The organism is Pseudomonas sp. LBUM1658, assembly GCF_059716055.1.
Map to the genome: position 1 here is coordinate 2,671,183 of NZ_CP166798.1, position 17,166 is coordinate 2,688,348.

The following is a 17,166-nucleotide window of genomic DNA, read 5'->3' on the forward strand; positions in this document are numbered from 1 at the left end:
TGAGCCAGAGCCGGTGAGCGTTCGACATGTTAAGCAGGGTCAGCAGTTGAATCAAACCGTCTGGGTGGACGCCTGTCGAACGTGCTGGCCCAAAGCAGCAGTTATTCACCCTGCCTGAACACCAGCGCCTTCAAGCCGCTTTCAGCGTCAATGTCGGCAAATTCCGGCGGGTTTTCCAGGCGCTGTTCGAAGCGCAGGCTCGGGGCTTCGCGGGTTACGCCATCGATGAGGAAGTCCGGGCCCATGGCCGGGTCGTTCATACACGCCAGTACAGTGCCATGGCTGCTGAGCAGTTCCGGCAGGCGGCGCAACACCCGCTGGTAATCCTTGGTCAGCAGAAAGCTGCCTTTCTGAAAGGAAGGGGGGTCGATGATCACCAGATCATAAGGTCCGGTGTTGATCACCTTGCCCCAGGACTTGAACAGGTCGTGACCGAGAAAGCTCACCTTGCTCAGGTCGTGTCCGTTGAGCCGGTGATTGTCGCGGCCACGGCTCAAGGCTGCGCGGGACATGTCCAGATTGACCACGTGCTCCGCGCCGCCGGCGATGGCGGCCACCGAAAACCCGCAGGTGTAGGCGAACAGATTCAACACCCGCTTGCCCTGGGCATTGGCCCGCACCCAATCGCGGCCGTAGCGCATGTCGAGAAACAGGCCATTGTTCTGTTTCTTGCCCAGGTCCACCCGATAACGCAGGCCGCCCTCGGTCAGCGTCCATTCGTCGATAGCTTCCCCCAGCAGCCATTCGGTGGTGCTTTGCGGCAGGTAGCGGTGTTGCAGCAGTAACCTCTGTGCGCCGGACTGGTGCCACTCAGGCGACTCCGTGATCTCCATCAGCAGCTGCTTCAATGCCTCCAGTTGCGCCGGCTCGGGCTCCTTGAACAGCGAGACCAGGACCACGCCCTGCATCCAGTCGACAGTCAGTTGTTCCAGCCCCGGCCAGCACCGGCCCCGACCATGGAACAGGCGGCGGGTTTCTTCCGGGGCAGCCGCCAGGGCCGTCAGCAAATGGTGATGCAGAGTGCAAAGGGCGTCAGGAGTCATCGGGCAGGGTCGGCAATTTGAAGGGGCGGCATTTTAAACACAATTGCAGTGCCTGAGCCCCTACAAGGTAAAAAGGTGGCGAGGGAGCTTGCTCCCGTTCGGCTGCGAAGCCGTCGTGATTGCGAAACCTGGGTTATACCTGATAGATCGTGGTTTTACGGCTGCTGCGCAGCCCATCGTGGGCAATCCTTGCCCCCACAGGTCCATCACCGTCATGAGGAACGTATTCCATGAAAAGCTCCGGTCCTAGTCCTGTCATCACCGTCGCCGAGCAGCCCGGCTGCCTGCTGGTGAAGTTTCACGGTATCCAGGTGGCCGCGTCCGCACGGGCGCTGGTGTTGCTTGAGACCAATTACCCTCCGGTGTACTACGTCCCGCGGGAGGACATCGAAGAAAAGTACTTTGCCCGCACCGATCACACCAGCTATTGCCCCTACAAGGGCGATGCCAGCTATTTCAGTCTGCAAGTCCCGGGGCATGAACGCGCCAACGCGGCATGGAGTTATGAGGATCCCAAGGTATCGGTAGAGCAGATTCGCGGATACGTGGCGTTCTATCCCGATCAAGTGAAGTTCGAACTCCTCGACGCCGAGGTTTGATTGTCGTTTTTCAGGAGATAACGAAGCTACGAATCAGCAGTTTTTCCCCTTGTCGGCAAAATCCAGAATGTCCTTCAACTCTCCTGGACACTCTGGATTTCCCCTTGGTTGAAGGTTTATTTAAGGGCTGCCAGCACCAGGTCGGCAACGGCGCCACCCGAAGCGGGGTTCTGCCCGGTGACCACCCGTTCATCGGCAATCGCAAACGGAACCCAGGGATCGTCGGCCTTCCTGTACACGCCGCCACGGGCAACCAATTCATACTCGGTGAGGAAGGGCACGTGCTTATCCAGTTCGGCGATTTTTTCTTCCTCGTTGGAAAAGCCGGTGACCTGCTTATCTTTGATCAGCAAGGAGCCGTCAGACAATTTGATGTTGAGTAAACCCACTGCGCCGTGGCAAACCGAGGAAACGACGCCACCACTTTCATAGATTTTTCGGCTCACGGCCTGCAGTTCGGTGTTCCCGGGGAAATCCCACATCACGCCGTGGCCGCCGGCATAGTAGATGGCGACATAGTCATCCGCATTGACCTCGCTCGGCTTGAGTGTCGCGCCCAGTCGGTTCATGAACGCCTTGTCGTGGTACCACTCCCAGTCGATCGGTTGCGCCATGGACAGGCTGTGGGGATCAACGGGGGTATAACCGCCCTGAGGACTGACATAGTCAACCGCGTAACCGGCAGCCTGGACTTTAGCTGCAAAGTGCACGGCTTCACCGAGCCACAAACCTGTTGCGCGGTGCAGGGTCGGGTATTTCTCGACGCTGGTTACTACCACCAGAATCTTCTTGCTCATGATTCGCCTCCGGTTTTTTTGCAGTGGGTAACTGCCGCTATTTCCCTGGCGTCAGACGCTTCAGCATAGTCATCAATCGTCGGATCATTCTGAATTGGCGGAAATGGCCGCCGGTCGGCTTGATCGATTCTTCGTGTCGAAATGACGTCTACCGGATCGACTAACAGGCAGAACCCTCTGCGATCGACGACGGGATCCGCCCAACGTCGGTTCCAGCTTTTCTCGCATCCCAGGCAGGAGATTGATCATGTCCTATGTCGATGGCTTCGTTGCCGCAGTCCCAACCGCCAACCGCGAAAAATTCAAGCAGCATGCCGAGTCCGCTGCGGCGATCTTCAAAGAGTACGGCGCCTTGAGTGTCGCCGAGTGCTGGGGCGACGACGTGCCCGAAGGCAAGCTGACCTCATTCCCGATGGCGGTGAAACTCAAGGAAGACGAGACCGTGGTCTTTTCGTGGATCATCTGGCCCTCGCGCCAGACCCGTGACGCGGGTATGCAGAAAGTCATGGCCGACCCGCGGATCCAACCCGACGTCAACCCGATGCCCTTCGATGGACTACGGATGATTTTCGGCGGTTTCGAGATGATTGTGAGCGCTTAGGGGTATCTACACATGTTTTAAGAGCTGCCGAATACTGTGGCGAGGGGGCTTGCCCCCGCTCGGCTGCGTAGCAGTCGTAAAGTCGGTGAACGCGGTGTACCTGATACAAGGCGTTTGCAGGTTTTAGGGCCGCTGCGCGCCCCAGCGGGGCGGTGCGGCGTTCCGACAAGCCCCCTCGCCACAGATCGGAACAAGCGCGAACGGATAGAGGGCGAGCGAGGGCTTGAGTCGACGGTATCAACGTTCGGGAAGGTTCCAGCTTTCGCGAAAGTGCTCGTATTGCGCTTCGGGCATTTGCACCAGTAGAGGGGCCTCGCGAGGATCCAGCCAGCTGAACAAACGAGAAATATCCGCTTGATCCATGGCTGTGCAGCCACGCGTTGGGGAAGTGGGGCCACGCCAGATATGGAAAAAAATGCATGAGCCTGAAGCAGGGGACGCCGGCGTATTGTGCTCGATAAAAATGCCTTTTCGATACAAACCCTCATCGCGACGCATGCGTTCGGAGCTGTTCCAGTCCTTTGATACCGTCGACCCGTCGACAAGCTCGTTGTAGCGTCTGGAGTTGCTGTCATCCACGCATTCGGTGGTCGATGTCAGAGCGAGATAAGGCAGTTTGGTTTCGGCCGTACTGTCGTAGCCAAAAGCCGTTCCAAGTTTGAATATCCCGGCAGGCGCTTTTGCGTCACCTTCACGTTTGACCGGACCTTCCCGTTGTTCAACGCTGCTTAAACCCTTGCCCCAAGCCATCCCGCTCTTGCCTACAACCACCGGAAACGAATCTCCGTATTTTCGAAAGGTTTTCCCATGCCGTTCATAGCGCTGGGCGGTCCCTTGGATGTCAGTCCAGTTTTTTGTCGTGACCACGATCAGTTGATTGCTGGTGTCGAGCACCTGCGCCATCGTTGCAAATGGAAAAAGCAGCACCAACAGCGACCAGGCTTTAAACAATCTACTCATGGTTAATCGCTCCGGGATAAGCCTCAGTGAAGCGCCTGATCTGTGACGCTGGAGTCCAGCGGCGTAATGGGGAAATCCATCACACGCTTCACACCATCATTCCGACTGTATGTGAAATGCCACCATTCGGCCGAGTATCCGGCAAACCCCTCTTTTTCCATGGCGCTGCCGAGCAGCTGGCGATTTTTCCTGGCGGTAGCGTTGATCATCGGGTTGCGGGTATGCGCTCGCTCGTCGAAGCAATCGAAACCTGTTCCCATATCGAGTGCGCCGTCGCGCCAACGCTGACCGTAGGGGGCAGTACAATCGACTTGCGCGGCCGAGGGAGTCCAGATTCCGGCGGGCAGAGCCTCGGGACCTGTCAGTGTCACATCCACGGTTGCGCCTTTGGAGTGATTCGAAACCCGTGCCACATAACCCAGACGCCAGAAGTCCTGCTTGTTCAGGCGCGGATAGAACTCGGCTTTGCGTGGGTCACCCGGTTGCGTCGCGAAGCGCCCCATATCGGCGACAGCCCGGCTGGGTCGATAGCAGTCGAATACTTTCAACCCGTAGCCCTGCGTACGCAGTGCCATTTGTACCCGAGCGATGGCCTTGGCGGCGCCCAGCGACAACACGCACTCGGCAGCGGCGTAACCGTCGAGTGGGTGCCCGGTGAAGTTGTGGGCGCTGGCATAGCGGATGTCTTGCTCAATGCTCGGATCGATCGTACGCAAATAGACCATGTGCTCTGGCCTTGGCTCGGCGCCGGCGATGCAGGGCGCGACAATACTCAGGCACAGGCTCCATCGCAGCCAGGGCCGCGCGAGCATGCTGCGTGAACGAACCGGAAATGGCATTGGGGAGGGCAGAGATGTGATTTTGCAGAGAGAGTGCATGCGATGCCTCCAAGGATTCCGGCTCTCAAACCCGATCAGGCAATGGGTCGGGTCGGGGACAGTAGCAATGCGTGACCCGCTCCACCAGCAATGCCACTGTGAAACCCTCACTCACTGCGCGCTGAACCATCGTCCAATAAACACCCTCGTCACTACGCGAGTCCGCGGCCTAGGCCCTATTGTAGGAGCGAGCTTGCTCGCGATGGACGTTAACGATAACGCGTGTTTTCTGAATAAACGCGCCGACCTTGAGTCCATCGCGAGCAAGCTCGCTCCTACAGGGATGCAGCGTTCGCTTAACTAACTGGCATTGGGCCCAGGCCGCGCCAACCGCTGATTTCTGCCGGTCACGACTGACCGGAATCGATCCGAAAGAGGCCGTTGTGCCAACGTGTCTGGCGTGCGCGAGCCAAAGGCACTTTTCGTGTACTGGCAAAGGGTGGGGGCGACCTGGTCGCTATAGGTCGGACCAGGTCAGTCCTGGCGTTAGCCATTGATGAGGCTCCAGGCCTCAAGGCTTGCGCCAACGAAGGCCTGGTCAGGGCGTGGTAGCGTGCAATCGTGTGCCGCTGACTTCGACTTTTTGCCCAATAGTGAACTCTTCGTGCGGAGACCGAATAACTCGTTCTTCGCCGGAGCTGCTGCGAACCTTGTAGGCCTGCCCCTCCTGCTCGACAGCAACTTGCACGCCGGTTCCTGCCACCAATCCGATGGCTGCTCCTACCAGTGCGCCTATCGGTCCTCCTGCGGCGCCCCCGATGTTTCATGCTGCCTCCCAATGGCAAGCCAGAGTGCTTGCCATATTGACCGTCATGAGCGGGCAACATTGGGTACAGGCCGCCCAATCAGGCACACCGATAAGCGTAGCAGGCCAAAAAAACCCGTGGTTGCGGGCTCTGGTAACGAGTGCCACCTCCTTGTGGCGGACAGTGCTTCAACACTCCCGCCAGGGAAGCGGACTCTGGAAGATCAAGAGCGACCCACTGAACCAGAGACCGGTAGATTTCCCAGCAGTTTGAGGCCGGTGGTCTTCACGAAAGTCTCATAGTCCATCGGCCTCTCAATGCGGGTTTCCGAGTTGGGTAGCACGTAGGCCCAGGCCCGCTTTGACGAAGCGTCGTAGACCAGCTTGAACAGGCGGGTAGGGACCCAGACCTGATTGTCGCCAATGGTGGTATGGCCAGCGTCAAAGAGCGGTCCGGTAAAGACGAAGACATTGCCATCGGCTCGCTTCGCGAACTTTCTTACATCAGACTCGACCTTGCTCCAGATCTTCCGGTTATTGGTTGGGTCTTGCGGCACCATGTTCGACAGCGCAAAGGACTGAGCCATTGCATTCGGATTCGGTGCATCTGCTGCCGGGGACTGATGGCCACGATCCACCGCCGGATGTTGACCACGGTAATCGCTCAACTCTGCCCGCCCGCTCTTGGGAATGCGTGGGTCGGGATAGAACTGATTGGTTCGTTCCTCACCCTTGGCATCCTGTAGCTGGTCTGAATTAAGACGCTCCACCACAACCAACGGCGTCTTGCTGGTTTGCGAGTACAGCACTGCAAAGTTGTCGGAGCACAGGGCCAAGGGCTTCATCTTTGCAGGCACACTCGCCATGCTGATCGGCCTGGCTGCCGGGAACAGGTTTGCACACCCATCAAACGATGCCTGTTGCTGAGTGCGTGAATAGAGGTCAATTGCCTGCAGGTCGCGAGCTTCTGCCGCTCCAGTCGCGAACAAAAAAAGGGTCGACAGCCCCACTGCAATGTTGCGTAGGTTCATGCTTGAAAATCTTCGAATTGGGGTGAAGGGGATACTTACGGCAAAGCCCGGAATCACGGGACCTGAGTGAAAGTGGTCTATTGAACGAATCACCCGCTGAACGCTGATGACGGCATAAGATATGCTAATTCAAGGGCTTACAGCGGGAATACTTGGTTTCCGGCTTTTTTTGGTGCATCTCCTATACTTGATTCGCGTTGACGGGCTCAACGCAGACTCAGAGTGCCGTTGGAACAGCAGTCAGGTTTCTGGCAGCTTCCCTATCAGTCACTGAAAGGAGATCGAACATGGCAATCCGCATTGGCGACGAAGCACCGGATTTCACCGTCGAAAGCACTGAAGGCCCGCTCCACTTCCACGAGTGGATTGGCGACAAGTGGGCCATCCTGTTCTCGCATCCGAAGGACTTCACCCCTGTGTGCACCACTGAACTCGGCTATATGGCTGGACTTAAGCCGGAGTTCGACAAACGCAACACCAAGATTGTCGGGCTCAGTGTCGACCCGGTCAGTGACCACCGGGCCTGGGTTGGCGACATCGCAGAGACCCAGGGCCATGCGGTCAACTATCCGATGATTGGCGACGAGAATCTGGTGGTGGCGAAGCTCTACGACATGATTCACCCGAATGCCAGTGGCGGCTCACGCACCGCCGTGGACAACGCCACGGTACGTTCGGTGTTCATCATCGGCCCGGACAAGAAGGTCAAGGCGATGCTTATCTACCCAATGAGTGCCGGGCGCAATTTCGATGAAGTATTGCGCCTGCTTGATTCTCTGCAATTAAACGCCAAGCACACAGTCGCCACCCCAGTGAACTGGCGTCCGGGTGAGGACGTGATCATTCCCACTTCGGTATCCGACGAGGAGGCCAGGAAGAAGTACCCGCAGGGCTTCAAGACGTTGAAGCCCTATTTACGCACCGTGGCGCAACCGAAGTAACAACAGCCAGCAAGGGCTCAGTCACGTTTGGAGAATGGATTGGTATCTGGGAGCGACTCTACGCTGTAGGTACCGATTGAAGCGTTGACTGAGCCAATCCACCTGACTGTCGGTGCCGTGACGATGGTCATTCTTGTAGCAGGTTCACGGGGCAGGACATGCCCGCCCGCGCACATAACAAGTGTTAGAGACGTTTGGGCAATATCCGCGCAAGGGCGTTATCACCCATCCAGTAATGATGATAGAGCCCCGCGCCGGCATGTATCCCGATCAGCCAGTACCCGGCACTGCCAATCAACTCATGCCACTCTTTGAATTGCTTGGCCATTGCGGAATCCAGACCGATCGGCGAGGGCAGGGAGAACCCGAACCAGGGAACCGGTTTGCCGGCGGCAATAAGTCTGTATTCATAAGCGGACCTCGTGGGTGTCGTTGCAAGCCGTCCGCGTCATTGCGCTAGCAAGAGAAGCCAAGTGATTCAGCTAATCAGCTTGTTGGTCTGCGACACCTTGGCTCGGCAGTCTTAAGGCAGTCTGAAGACTGCTCCCCCTTTATCTCGATGCACCTTCAGACTCCCTTAAGAATCGCGACTGATACTCCACCCTGATTATTCATGGGAGGAGTTCTTCCAATGCCCGGTTTCAACTGGAACATCCGCTTACCCCTGCATTTCGGCAATGCCGAGACGCCCGCCATGAGTCTGCACAGGTCATTGCCCGATGATGAGTTGCGCCCGACATTCGAGGCTTTTATTCAGCAGCGTTTTCGTCAGGCACACGGTGCCGAGATTAGCCAATTCATGCCTGAACTGTTCGGGCTCAGTAACGCAGCAGGAACGCTTAATGCTGTGGCTGGCGTGCGGCTGGCCAGCGCGGGGTCGATGTTTCTCGAGCGCTACCTGGACGATCCGATCGAGCCGCAGATTTGTGCGGCTGCCGATCGCCCGGTTGACCGTATGGGTATTGTCGAGGTTGGCAATCTTGCCGCCATCGATACCGGCAGCGCCCGCCTGAGCATCGTCGCCATGACCTATTTGCTGGCGATGGGCGGTTTGGAGTGGGTGGCGTTTACCGGCAGCATCGGCCTGGTCAACAGCTTCCATCGCCTGGGTTTGCGGCCCGTAACGCTGTGCGTCGCCGATCCACAGCGCCTGGGAGAAGACCGACACGCCTGGGGCAGTTACTACGAGAGTCGGCCGTCCGTGCATGTGGGCAATATTCGCGCCGGCTTCATTCACTTGCGCAATATGGGGATGTTCAACCGCCTCGGTATGCAGTCGTCGATCGAGGAAACCAGTCATGTCGCTTGAAGTGCTGCGATTCCAACAGACATTACGCAAACATGCCGAACAAAAGACCAACGCCCTGGCGATATGGGGTAATGAGTTGCGGCTGGACTACGCCACGCTGTATGCGGAGGTGGTCTATCGGCAACAACGCCTGCGTGATGAACGGGTTGATGTTGTAGCCCTGGTCCTGGAGAACGGCGCGGACGCCATGCTCTGGGATCTTGCGGTGCTGTTCGAAGGGCTGACCTGTCTGACATTGCCGGGCTTCTTCAGTCCTGCCCAGCGTAGTTACTGTCTGGAGCAGAGCCAGGCGCAACTGGTCATCGCCGAGGCTGATCTGGCCCCTGAACTGGAACTCGCCGGTTATGTGAAGCGCGGCGAATTCTGGCACCGATCTTTCACCGGTCCCAAGCGCATCCCCGAGGGCACTGCAAAGCTCACGTTCACTTCCGGAACCACCGGCACCCCGAAAGGCGTCTGCCTGAGTGCCGACAGCCTGCTGACGGTTGCTCGCGAGCTGGATCAAGCCAGCCGGCCCAACGACCCGCGCCATCACTTGGCGTTACTGCCGGTAGCGATCCTGCTGGAAAACCTCGGTTGTTACGCTGCGCTGTATGCCGGTGCCACCTTGAGCCTGCCAAGCCAGCGAACACTGGGGATTCAAGGTGCGAGTGGGGTGGATATTCAGAAACTGCTCGGCTGTCTGGCCCAGCGCAAACCTGAAAGCTTGATTCTGGTACCGCAATGTTTGCTGCTGCTGGTCAACGCTGCCGAGCAAAAAGCCTTCAATTTCGCGACATTGCGCTTTGCCGCGGTGGGTGGCGCCCGGGTCTCGCTGGACCTGCTGCAACGGACACAACGTCTTGGTCTGCCGGTTTATGAGGGCTATGGCTTGTCCGAATGCGCCTCGGTGGTGTGTCTCAACCGTCCAGGTGCTCTGCGTCCCGGCAGTGTCGGCAAACCTTTGCCCCATGTTCAGGTTCGTCTGGCCGACGACGGCGAGGTACTGATCAGCGGTTCACCGATGCTGGGTTATCTGGGGGAGGCGCCCGGGTCCGATGACTGGTGGCACAGCGGTGATTTGGGTGAGTTCGATGCCGAAGGTTTTCTCTATCTCAAAGGCCGCAAGAAGCACCAATTCGTCACCAGTTTTGGCCGCAATGTGAACCCCGAATGGGTCGAGGCTGAATTGACCCAGCGCAGCCACATCGCCCAGGCGTTCGTCTATGGCGAGGCGCTGCCGAGTAACCATGCATTGCTGTGGCCGCACACTGCGCAGTGCACCGACAGCGAGCTCGGCGCCGCCGTGGTGCAGGCCAATCAGACACTGCCCGATTATGCCCAGGTTCACCATTGGACCCGTCTCGATCAACCCTTTACGCCAGCCAACGGCTTGCTCACTGCTAACGGCCGCCCCCGTCGCGAAGCCATTGTTGAGCGTTACCGGCAACTGTTCACCTCATCTGTCTCTTCTGAGGAATCCACGTCATGAGTTTTTTTGACACGCTACAAGAAGCCACCCAACAAGAACGTCACATGCTGTTCAACCTGCCCATTATTCGCGATGCCCTTACGGGGAAAGTCAGCCTGGAAAGTTATCGGGCCTTTCTGATGCAGGCCTATTACCACGTCCGTCACACTGTCCCGCTGATGATGGCCTGTGGTGCGCGCCTGCCGGTTCGCCTCGAATGGCTGCGCGGTGCGGTCTGCGAATACATTGAAGAAGAGTACGGTCATGAACAATGGGTACTCGATGACATCGTCGCCTGTGGCGGTAACCGGGACGTCGTCATAGAAGGGGGGCCCGGGCTGCCGATCGAGTTGATGGTCAGCTTTCTTTACGACTTGATCGAGCGGGGTAACCCGGTGGGACTGTTCGGCATGGTCAATGTACTGGAAGGCACCAGCATCGCGCTGGCGACCCATGCCGCCGATAGCATTCGGGAGCGACTCGAACTGCCTGCAACCGCCTTCAGCTACCTCAGTTCTCACGGTGCGCTGGATGTGGAACACATGCAGACCTATCGCCGGCTGATGAATCGCCTGGAGGATCCGGCCGACCAGGCCGCGGTCATTCACGCCTCCAGGGTCGTCTACAAGCTCTACACCGACATGTTCCGCGAGTTGCCCGGCGTGACACCCAGGTCCGGAATCGGGGAGAGCGCGCATGCGTCTTTCTGAAGTAAGGGTCGTATTGACCGGGGCCAGCGGCGGTATCGGCCTGGCCATCACCCGCGCGCTGTGTGCCAGTGGCGCCCATGTGCTGGCGGTGTCACGACACAGAGAGCCTCTGGAACCCTTGCTGGCTCTTTACCCCGACCAGCTTTGGTGGATCGCCGCGGACCTGACCTGCATCGCCGACCGACGCAAGGTCCTCGCCACAGCCAAAGCCATCGGCGGCGTGAATATGCTGATCAACGCTGCTGGCACCAACCATTTCGCCATGCTTGAACAGTTGGAGGATGACGAAATCACCTCGCTGCTGGCGCTGAACATCAGCGCGCCGATTTGCCTCACCCGCACACTATTGCCGCTGCTCAAGGAGGCTGAAGCCGCGATGGTGGTGAATGTCGGATCGATCTACGGCTCCATCGGCTATCCGGGGTACGCCAGCTACTGCGCCAGCAAGTTCGCTCTGCGCGGTTTCTCCGAGGCGTTGCGCCGGGAGCTGGCGGATACCCGGGTCGGCGTTCTGTATGTCGCCCCCCGGGCTACTCGTACCGCGATGAATAGCCCCGCGGTACAGGCGTTGAACGACGCGTTGAAGGCCAGTGTCGACGACCCGCAAACCGTTGCCAACGCGGTGGTCCATGCCATTGCCGGGGATCATCGGGATCTTTACCTGGGCTGGCCTGAGCGCTTTTTCGTGCGCTTGAACAGTCTGCTGCCCAACCTGGTGGACCGTGGCTTGCGCAAGCAACTGCCATTGATTCGCCGACTCAGCCACCAGCAAGAAAGCGAGAAGCCCAAACCATGAAAAAGATGATTTTCTGTGTCCTTCTAGGCGTGTCAAGCGGCTCCGCATGGGCACTCGACAGTGCGGATCAACAGCGTCTTGCCAGCATTCAGCGAAGCTGGGCGCACATCCAGTACGAGTTGCCAGCCGAACAGCGTACCGCAGCCTTTGAGAAACTCGCCGGGGAAGCGACAGCCTTTACTCAGACCCGCCAGAATGCCGCCGAAGCCTGGATCTGGTCCGGCATCGTCACCAGCAGTTGGGCGGGTGCGCAGGGCGGATTGGGCGCGCTGAGCAAGGCCAAGGCCGCCCGTGTCGATTTCGAAAAAGCCCTGACGCTGGACCCGCGTGCTCTGCAAGGCTCGGCCTATACCAGCCTGGCGGCGCTGTATGATCGAGTGCCTGGCTGGCCCATCGGTTTTGGTGACGCGGACAAAGCCGAGCAACTGTTGAAACAAGCCTTGGCACTCAATCCCGATGGCATCGACAGTCTGTACTTCTGGGGTGACCATCTCTATCGTCAAGGTCGTTACGGCGAAGCCAAGGCGGCCTTGCTCAAGGCGCTGCAAGCGCCCGCCCGTCCAGGACGGGAAGTGGCGGATAGTGGTCGGCGCCAGGAGATTCAGGCGCTGCTGGTCGATGTCGGTAAAAAACTGAACTGACAGGAGTCTTAGTGCGCCTATTACTGATTGAAGATGACGTTGCTTTGGGTGAGGGTATTCACCAGGCCCTGAGTCGAGAGGGGTACACCGTCGACTGGCTGAAAGACGGCAGCAGCGCCTTGCATTCGCTGCTCAGTGAAACCTTTGACCTGGCGGTACTCGACCTGGGCCTGCCGCGCATGGACGGCCTTGAAGTATTGCGTCGCTTGCGCCAGAGCGGGTCGAACTTACCGGTGCTGATTCTCACCGCGCGGGATGCCACCGAAGACCGTATTGCCGGTCTGGATGCCGGCGCCGATGATTACCTGGTCAAACCCTTCGACCTGGCTGAATTGAAAGCCCGACTGCGGGCGCTTTTGCGTCGCAGTGCCGGCCGCGCTCGAGTGATGATCGAGCATGCCGGTATCTGTCTGGACCCCAGTACCCAACAGGTGACCTATCACGACCAAGCCGTGGCGCTGACCCCCAAGGAATACCAGCTACTCTACGAATTGCTGTCTCCTCCGGGACGGGTGATGACCCGCGAACGGTTGATGCAGTTGCTATACGGGTGGAGCGAAGAAGCGGAGAGCAACACCCTGGAGGTGCACATACATCATCTGCGCAAGAAATTTTCCACGGATTTGATCCGCACCATTCGCGGTGTCGGCTACCTGGTGGAAGAACGCCGATGATGTCCATCCGGCGCCGGACACTGATACTGATCCTCGGGCTATTATTCGTCGGCCTGTTGATTATCAGTGTGTTCAATCTCCACGACAGCAAGCATGAAATTGATGAAGTCTATGATGCCCAACTGGCCCAGAACGCCCGTTTGTTGCAAGGCGTCATGCGCATGCCGATGGCCAGCAAGGAGCACACCGAGCTTTACCAGGCCTTCAATCAGGCTTTGAGCCTGGCGACCCCGAAAATCGACGGTCACCCCTATGAAAGCAAGATCGCTTTCCAGGTATGGAATTCCCGAGGTGAACTGCTGGTTCACACGGCCAGTGCACCGTCCTTTACTTCCACGCCGAGCAAGTCGGGTTTCAGCGATTTGGTTGATCTGAAGAACCATAAATGGCGGGCGTTTGTGCTGGATGACAGCCAGTACGGCCTGAAAATCTGGGTCGGCGAGCGCGATGATGTGCGCGCCGATCTGGTCGATCGCATCGTTCGCCACACGCTGGTGCCCAATCTGATCGGTAGCTTGATTCTCGCCGCAGTGATCTGGCTGGCCATCGGCTGGGGCCTCAAACCTTTGGCGAATATGGCTGCAACCCTGCGTGCGCGGCATTCGGGTTCACTTGAACCATTGCAACTGATGCCTTTGCCCAGCGAACTTGAACCCATGCAGGCAGCCCTCAATCGCTTGCTGGTGCAAATCCGCGAGGTGCTGGCACGTGAACGACGCTTTATCGCCGATGCTGCCCATGAAATGCGTACACCACTGGCGGTACTCAGGGTCCATGCGCAGAACTTGCTGGAGGCGGGGACCGAGGAAGAACGTCGCGAGTCCCTCGAGTACTTGATCGTCGGCGTGGACCGCACCAGTCGACTGGTTAACCAGTTGCTCACCATGGCCCGCCTTGAACCACAATCAGGTGCTCCGCAGCTGCAATACATCGATCTGGTGGCCACGGTTCGCGAAGGTCTGGTTCAGCTGACGCCCTGGTTGTTGAGCAAGGGGCTGGAACTGGCTTTCGATGTCAGCGACGGGGTTTATCGGGTCAAGGCCGATGCCGCGGCCATTGACATTGCACTGAACAATTTGGTGAGCAATGCGGCCAACTTCTCTCCGGAACACGGAGTCGTCACCGTGCGGCTGGCAAAGAAAGAGGGACATTTCGAGCTGTCTGTCGACGATCAGGGACCTGGCATCGATGAAGCCGAACGTGATCGGCTTTTCGAGCGGTTCTACAGCCGCGCAAATGACCAGGGCGCGGGTCTGGGACTTACCATCGTACAGACCATCGCCACCCGCCTGGGCGGTCAGATCAGGCTGGAGAATCGACCTTGTGGGGGACTACGCGCGACCCTGGAGATCAGTGATTCATAACGTCGATTTTTCATGGGCTTTTTTGGGTTCCCTGCACTGCGCTGCGGCGCTGGTTATCTCCAACATTTGCCAGTGTCCGCAGTGGGTCAAATAACAACCGATCATGGGTTGGTCGAGGGCGCTTCACTGACTTTCAGGTATGCGGTCGATGGTTATGATGGTTATACGGCCATGAGCATGCCGCGGTATCCGATGGAGTGGAGTGTGGGGCGGCAAGTTCCTCCAGGTGAGTGATGATGTCGTAAGGTTTGAGCACCAGTACGTCGCTGTCCAGGGTGTCCAGAATCATCTCGGCGGTATTGCCGATCAATGCGCCGGACAGTCCGGTACGGGCCACGCTGCCGATCACCGTGAGCGCGGCTTCGAGCTTGTGCGCGACGTGCGGGATCAGCACATCGGCCGAGCCTTCCTCGATATGCAGGCGATCGTCGCTGATGTGGAATTCGGCCTGGAACCTTTTGCAAAGTTCGCGATAGAAAACCTGGATGCTCTCCTTGAGTTGGAGTATGGGGTTGGCTGCCGAGAGCAGGGGATAGGGGTGGGCGCTCATCATGTGCAGAGTGCCGCCGGCCATTTTGGCAATGTCGTAGCCGTGGCTGACAATGCCGGAATGCAGGAGGCGGTGCTCCACGTCACTGTTGCCGGCATCGACCGAGGCCAGAATGTTGCCACCGATCCAGGACCTGGCGGTTTTTACGATAAGCACCGGGCTGGGGCAGTATCGCAGCAGCTTCCAGTCTTCGGGAGTGAGAAGGGCTTTGAGCAGTGGATTGTCGGGCAGGTGCTGCTTGATCACCAGGCCGCAGCCCTCCGCCTGTTGGGCGGCGATGATGGTCTTGTGCGGACTCCCATGCCAGGCCTGTTGGGAGCTGACGCTGTAACCCTCCTGTACCAGGGCGCCTTGCATGTCGTTCAGGTAGGAGGCATGTTTGTGTTGCTTGTCGCAGGCCAGCAGATGCAGATGGGACCGGGTGGCGTTGGCAATCATTTTAGCTCTGTTCAGAATCAGCTCCCCGGACTGCTGCGAATCCACCACCACCAAAGTGTAGATATCCGATCCTGGCAATAGGTATCGAGTTGCGCTCCGGCGAGTGTTCAGCTCGCTCAACTCGATGGCCGAGAATTATAAGGCTAATGTGCTTGACGCTCAGGCAGCTGGTCGGCTGAGTTAGTTGATTTTTAACTAAGAGAAACTCTGATCAAATCCTATTCGATCTGATGGAGTGCAGCTCCTGTGGGATCTCAGGAGCTGCAACGGTTCCATCAGAGAAGTTCGAGACTCATCGATTGACCAGCCTGGCTGGAACAAACACCAGAATGATCATTGCCGAGACGAACACGCAGCCCGCTACGATCACCAGCCCAGTGGTCATCGACTGAGTCAGATCCTTCAAGAAACCCAGTAAGGCAGGGCCGGCGAAGCTGGCCAGATTGCCAGTGGAGTTGATCAGAGCGATTCCCGCTGCCGCCCCCGCACCGCCCAGAAAAGACGTTGGAAGCGCCCAGAACATTGGCAGCGAAGTGATGATCCCGGCAGTGGCGATGATCAGGCCGGTAATGGCCAACCATGGGGTTGACGGGAAGAACGCGCAGATCAGAAAACCTGGCACTGCAACAAGCAGCGGGATGGCGGCATGCCAACGACGCTCACGATGGCGGTCAGAGCTTTTGCCGGCCAAATACATGCCGAGCAATGCCGCCAGATAAGGCACTGCCGAAATGGCCCCGATCATCCTGGGATCAATTATACCCGAGTTGCTGATGATACTGGGCAGCCAGAAGCCGATGGTGCTGGTGCCCATGACCAACAAAAACAGAATTGCGCACATCAACCACACCCGGCCACCCAGTAATCCTTGGCGCACTGAACTGTGGGTCTTGGTGCTGTTGTCGTGCTTGATCTCCTCGGCCACCAATGTTCGTTCTTGATTGCTCAGCCAATGAGCGTCGTCGACTTTGTCGGTGAGAAAGAACAGCACAACAATACCCAGTATCAGTGCGGGCGCGGCTTCGATGATAAATAGCCATTGCCAGCCCGCCAGACCCTGTACGGCGTTCATGGTGTGCAGGATATAGCCCGATACCAGGCCGCTGAGGATTCCGGAGACTGGATTGCCCGCCATCAACAGCGCGACCATCTTGCCCCGTCGATGGGCCGGAAACCAAAGGGTGAGGTAGAGCACGATGCCTGGGAAAAAGCCTGCTTCGGCAATGCCCAGAAAAAATCGCGCTATGTAGAACTGCATCGGAGTCTGAACCAGCGCGGTAGCCGCCGAGATGAGCGACCAGGTGATCATGATACGAGCGATCCAGCGGCGCGCTCCGACGCGGTGCAGGATCATGTTGCTGGGCACCTCGGCGAAGAAGTAGCCAATGAAGAACACACCGGCGCCGAGACCGTATACCGCATTGCTGAAGGACAGGTCGTTGAGCATGGTCAGTTTGGCGAAGCCGACGTTGATCCTGTCCAGGTAGCTGACTACGTAGCAAAGGAACAACAACGGCATGAAGCGCCACATGATTTTCTTGAACGTTGAGTCGGCGAGGGCAGGGCTGTGCTCGCCGGCGTGTTGTTCTGCTATATCGAGAATAGTCATCGCTGACTCCTTGTTATTTTTATGGAGTAC

At 58.1% G+C, this 17,166-nt stretch carries 15 protein-coding genes and 2 pseudogenes; 10 read left to right on the forward strand and 7 right to left on the reverse strand.

Features of this window, described 5'->3' with window-relative positions; genetic code table 11:
• Nucleotides 1-101: 101 nt before the first annotated feature.
• Nucleotides 102-1,043, reverse strand: coding sequence for a class I SAM-dependent methyltransferase (locus tag ACA064_RS12340; RefSeq protein ID WP_497673592.1), 942 nt, complete (start codon nucleotides 1,041-1,043; stop codon nucleotides 102-104).
• A gap of 230 nt (nucleotides 1,044-1,273) precedes the next feature.
• On the opposite strand from ACA064_RS12340, the gene ACA064_RS12345 reads away from it, so the two are divergent.
• Nucleotides 1,274-1,642, forward strand: a complete 369-nt coding sequence (locus ACA064_RS12345; protein WP_497673593.1) for a DUF427 domain-containing protein — start codon at nucleotides 1,274-1,276, stop codon at nucleotides 1,640-1,642.
• Nucleotides 1,643-1,758: 116 nt separating this feature from the next.
• Here the strand turns inward: ACA064_RS12345 and ACA064_RS12350 are convergent, their stop codons facing one another.
• A complete protein-coding gene (locus tag ACA064_RS12350; protein WP_497673594.1) occupies nucleotides 1,759-2,439 on the reverse strand; it encodes a type 1 glutamine amidotransferase domain-containing protein in 681 nt (226 codons plus the stop codon).
• A 247-nt stretch (nucleotides 2,440-2,686) separates the two neighbouring features.
• Here ACA064_RS12350 and ACA064_RS12355 point away from each other — a divergent pair, with 247 nt between their 5' ends.
• Nucleotides 2,687-3,040 (forward strand): DUF1428 domain-containing protein, encoded by a 354-nt coding sequence (locus ACA064_RS12355; protein ID WP_497673595.1) that lies wholly within the window; start codon nucleotides 2,687-2,689, stop codon nucleotides 3,038-3,040.
• Nucleotides 3,041-3,277: 237 nt separating this feature from the next.
• Here ACA064_RS12355 and ACA064_RS12360 read toward each other — a convergent pair.
• Nucleotides 3,278-4,812, reverse strand: a pseudogene (locus ACA064_RS12360) (M15 family metallopeptidase).
• Nucleotides 4,813-5,847: 1,035 nt separating this feature from the next.
• Nucleotides 5,848-6,654: a DNA/RNA non-specific endonuclease gene (locus tag ACA064_RS12365; RefSeq protein ID WP_497673596.1), complete on the reverse strand. Its 807-nt coding sequence runs from the start codon at nucleotides 6,652-6,654 to the stop codon at nucleotides 5,848-5,850.
• Between the two features lie 287 nt (nucleotides 6,655-6,941).
• Here ACA064_RS12365 and ACA064_RS12370 point away from each other — a divergent pair, with 287 nt between their 5' ends.
• Nucleotides 6,942-7,595 (forward strand): peroxiredoxin, encoded by a 654-nt coding sequence (locus ACA064_RS12370; protein ID WP_497673597.1) that lies wholly within the window; start codon nucleotides 6,942-6,944, stop codon nucleotides 7,593-7,595.
• Nucleotides 7,596-7,779: 184 nt separating this feature from the next.
• Here the strand turns inward: ACA064_RS12370 and ACA064_RS12375 are convergent.
• Nucleotides 7,780-7,995, reverse strand: a pseudogene (locus ACA064_RS12375) (cytochrome b); the annotation flags it as partial.
• Nucleotides 7,996-8,226: 231 nt separating this feature from the next.
• Here ACA064_RS12375 and ACA064_RS12380 point away from each other — a divergent pair.
• From ACA064_RS12380 to ACA064_RS12410, 7 genes are read left to right on the forward strand one after another with little or no spacing between them, the layout of a single operon-like run.
• On the forward strand, nucleotides 8,227-8,904 hold the full coding sequence (locus ACA064_RS12380; RefSeq protein WP_497673598.1) for a thermostable hemolysin: 678 nt from the start codon (nucleotides 8,227-8,229) through the stop codon (nucleotides 8,902-8,904).
• The gene (locus tag ACA064_RS12385) at nucleotides 8,894-10,375 is read left to right on the forward strand and encodes an AMP-binding protein (protein ID WP_497673599.1); all 1,482 of its coding nucleotides are present in this window, start codon (nucleotides 8,894-8,896) and stop codon (nucleotides 10,373-10,375) included. The genes ACA064_RS12380 and ACA064_RS12385 overlap by 11 nt, the downstream gene beginning before the upstream one ends.
• Nucleotides 10,372-11,064: an iron-containing redox enzyme family protein gene (locus tag ACA064_RS12390; RefSeq protein ID WP_497673600.1), complete on the forward strand. Its 693-nt coding sequence runs from the start codon at nucleotides 10,372-10,374 to the stop codon at nucleotides 11,062-11,064. Before ACA064_RS12385 ends, ACA064_RS12390 begins: the two co-directional genes overlap by 4 nt.
• The gene (locus ACA064_RS12395; RefSeq protein WP_497673601.1) at nucleotides 11,051-11,860 is read left to right on the forward strand and encodes an SDR family oxidoreductase; all 810 of its coding nucleotides are present in this window, start codon (nucleotides 11,051-11,053) and stop codon (nucleotides 11,858-11,860) included. The genes ACA064_RS12390 and ACA064_RS12395 overlap by 14 nt, the downstream gene beginning before the upstream one ends.
• Nucleotides 11,857-12,501, forward strand: a complete 645-nt coding sequence (locus ACA064_RS12400) for a tetratricopeptide repeat protein (RefSeq protein ID WP_497673602.1) — start codon at nucleotides 11,857-11,859, stop codon at nucleotides 12,499-12,501. Before ACA064_RS12395 ends, ACA064_RS12400 begins: the two co-directional genes overlap by 4 nt.
• Before the next feature lie 11 nt (nucleotides 12,502-12,512).
• Nucleotides 12,513-13,175: a response regulator gene (locus ACA064_RS12405; protein WP_497673603.1), complete on the forward strand. Its 663-nt coding sequence runs from the start codon at nucleotides 12,513-12,515 to the stop codon at nucleotides 13,173-13,175.
• Nucleotides 13,172-14,539, forward strand: a complete 1,368-nt coding sequence (locus ACA064_RS12410) for an ATP-binding protein (protein WP_497673604.1) — start codon at nucleotides 13,172-13,174, stop codon at nucleotides 14,537-14,539. The genes ACA064_RS12405 and ACA064_RS12410 overlap by 4 nt, the downstream gene beginning before the upstream one ends.
• A gap of 133 nt (nucleotides 14,540-14,672) precedes the next feature.
• On the opposite strand, the gene ACA064_RS12415 is transcribed toward ACA064_RS12410, so the two are convergent.
• Together ACA064_RS12415 and ACA064_RS12420 are read right to left on the reverse strand one after the other, a co-directional pair.
• On the reverse strand, nucleotides 14,673-15,527 hold the full coding sequence (locus ACA064_RS12415) for a universal stress protein (protein ID WP_497673605.1): 855 nt from the start codon (nucleotides 15,525-15,527) through the stop codon (nucleotides 14,673-14,675).
• Nucleotides 15,528-15,819: 292 nt separating this feature from the next.
• Nucleotides 15,820-17,136: an MFS transporter gene (locus ACA064_RS12420; RefSeq protein WP_497673606.1), complete on the reverse strand. Its 1,317-nt coding sequence runs from the start codon at nucleotides 17,134-17,136 to the stop codon at nucleotides 15,820-15,822.
• Nucleotides 17,137-17,166: the final 30 nt, after the last annotated feature.

What these genes read in the sequence shown, in the direction of transcription:
- ACA064_RS12385 (WP_497673599.1), top strand. Translation starts at nt 8,894, where the DNA reads ATGTCGCTTGAAGTGCTGCGATTCCAACAGACATTACGCAAACATGCC.
- ACA064_RS12345 (WP_497673593.1), top strand. Translation starts at nt 1,274, where the DNA reads ATGAAAAGCTCCGGTCCTAGTCCTGTCATCACCGTCGCCGAGCAGCCC.
- ACA064_RS12400 (WP_497673602.1), top strand. Translation starts at nt 11,857, where the DNA reads ATGAAAAAGATGATTTTCTGTGTCCTTCTAGGCGTGTCAAGCGGCTCC.
- ACA064_RS12355 (WP_497673595.1), top strand. Translation starts at nt 2,687, where the DNA reads ATGTCCTATGTCGATGGCTTCGTTGCCGCAGTCCCAACCGCCAACCGC.
- ACA064_RS12395 (WP_497673601.1), top strand. Translation starts at nt 11,051, where the DNA reads ATGCGTCTTTCTGAAGTAAGGGTCGTATTGACCGGGGCCAGCGGCGGT.
- ACA064_RS12420 (WP_497673606.1), bottom strand. Translation starts at nt 17,136, where the DNA reads ATGACTATTCTCGATATAGCAGAACAACACGCCGGCGAGCACAGCCCT.
- ACA064_RS12365 (WP_497673596.1), bottom strand. Translation starts at nt 6,654, where the DNA reads ATGAACCTACGCAACATTGCAGTGGGGCTGTCGACCCTTTTTTTGTTC.
- ACA064_RS12350 (WP_497673594.1), bottom strand. Translation starts at nt 2,439, where the DNA reads ATGAGCAAGAAGATTCTGGTGGTAGTAACCAGCGTCGAGAAATACCCG.
- ACA064_RS12410 (WP_497673604.1), top strand. Translation starts at nt 13,172, where the DNA reads ATGATGTCCATCCGGCGCCGGACACTGATACTGATCCTCGGGCTATTA.
- ACA064_RS12390 (WP_497673600.1), top strand. Translation starts at nt 10,372, where the DNA reads ATGAGTTTTTTTGACACGCTACAAGAAGCCACCCAACAAGAACGTCAC.
- ACA064_RS12380 (WP_497673598.1), top strand. Translation starts at nt 8,227, where the DNA reads ATGCCCGGTTTCAACTGGAACATCCGCTTACCCCTGCATTTCGGCAAT.
- ACA064_RS12415 (WP_497673605.1), bottom strand. Translation starts at nt 15,527, where the DNA reads ATGATTGCCAACGCCACCCGGTCCCATCTGCATCTGCTGGCCTGCGAC.
- ACA064_RS12340 (WP_497673592.1), bottom strand. Translation starts at nt 1,043, where the DNA reads ATGACTCCTGACGCCCTTTGCACTCTGCATCACCATTTGCTGACGGCC.
- ACA064_RS12370 (WP_497673597.1), top strand. Translation starts at nt 6,942, where the DNA reads ATGGCAATCCGCATTGGCGACGAAGCACCGGATTTCACCGTCGAAAGC.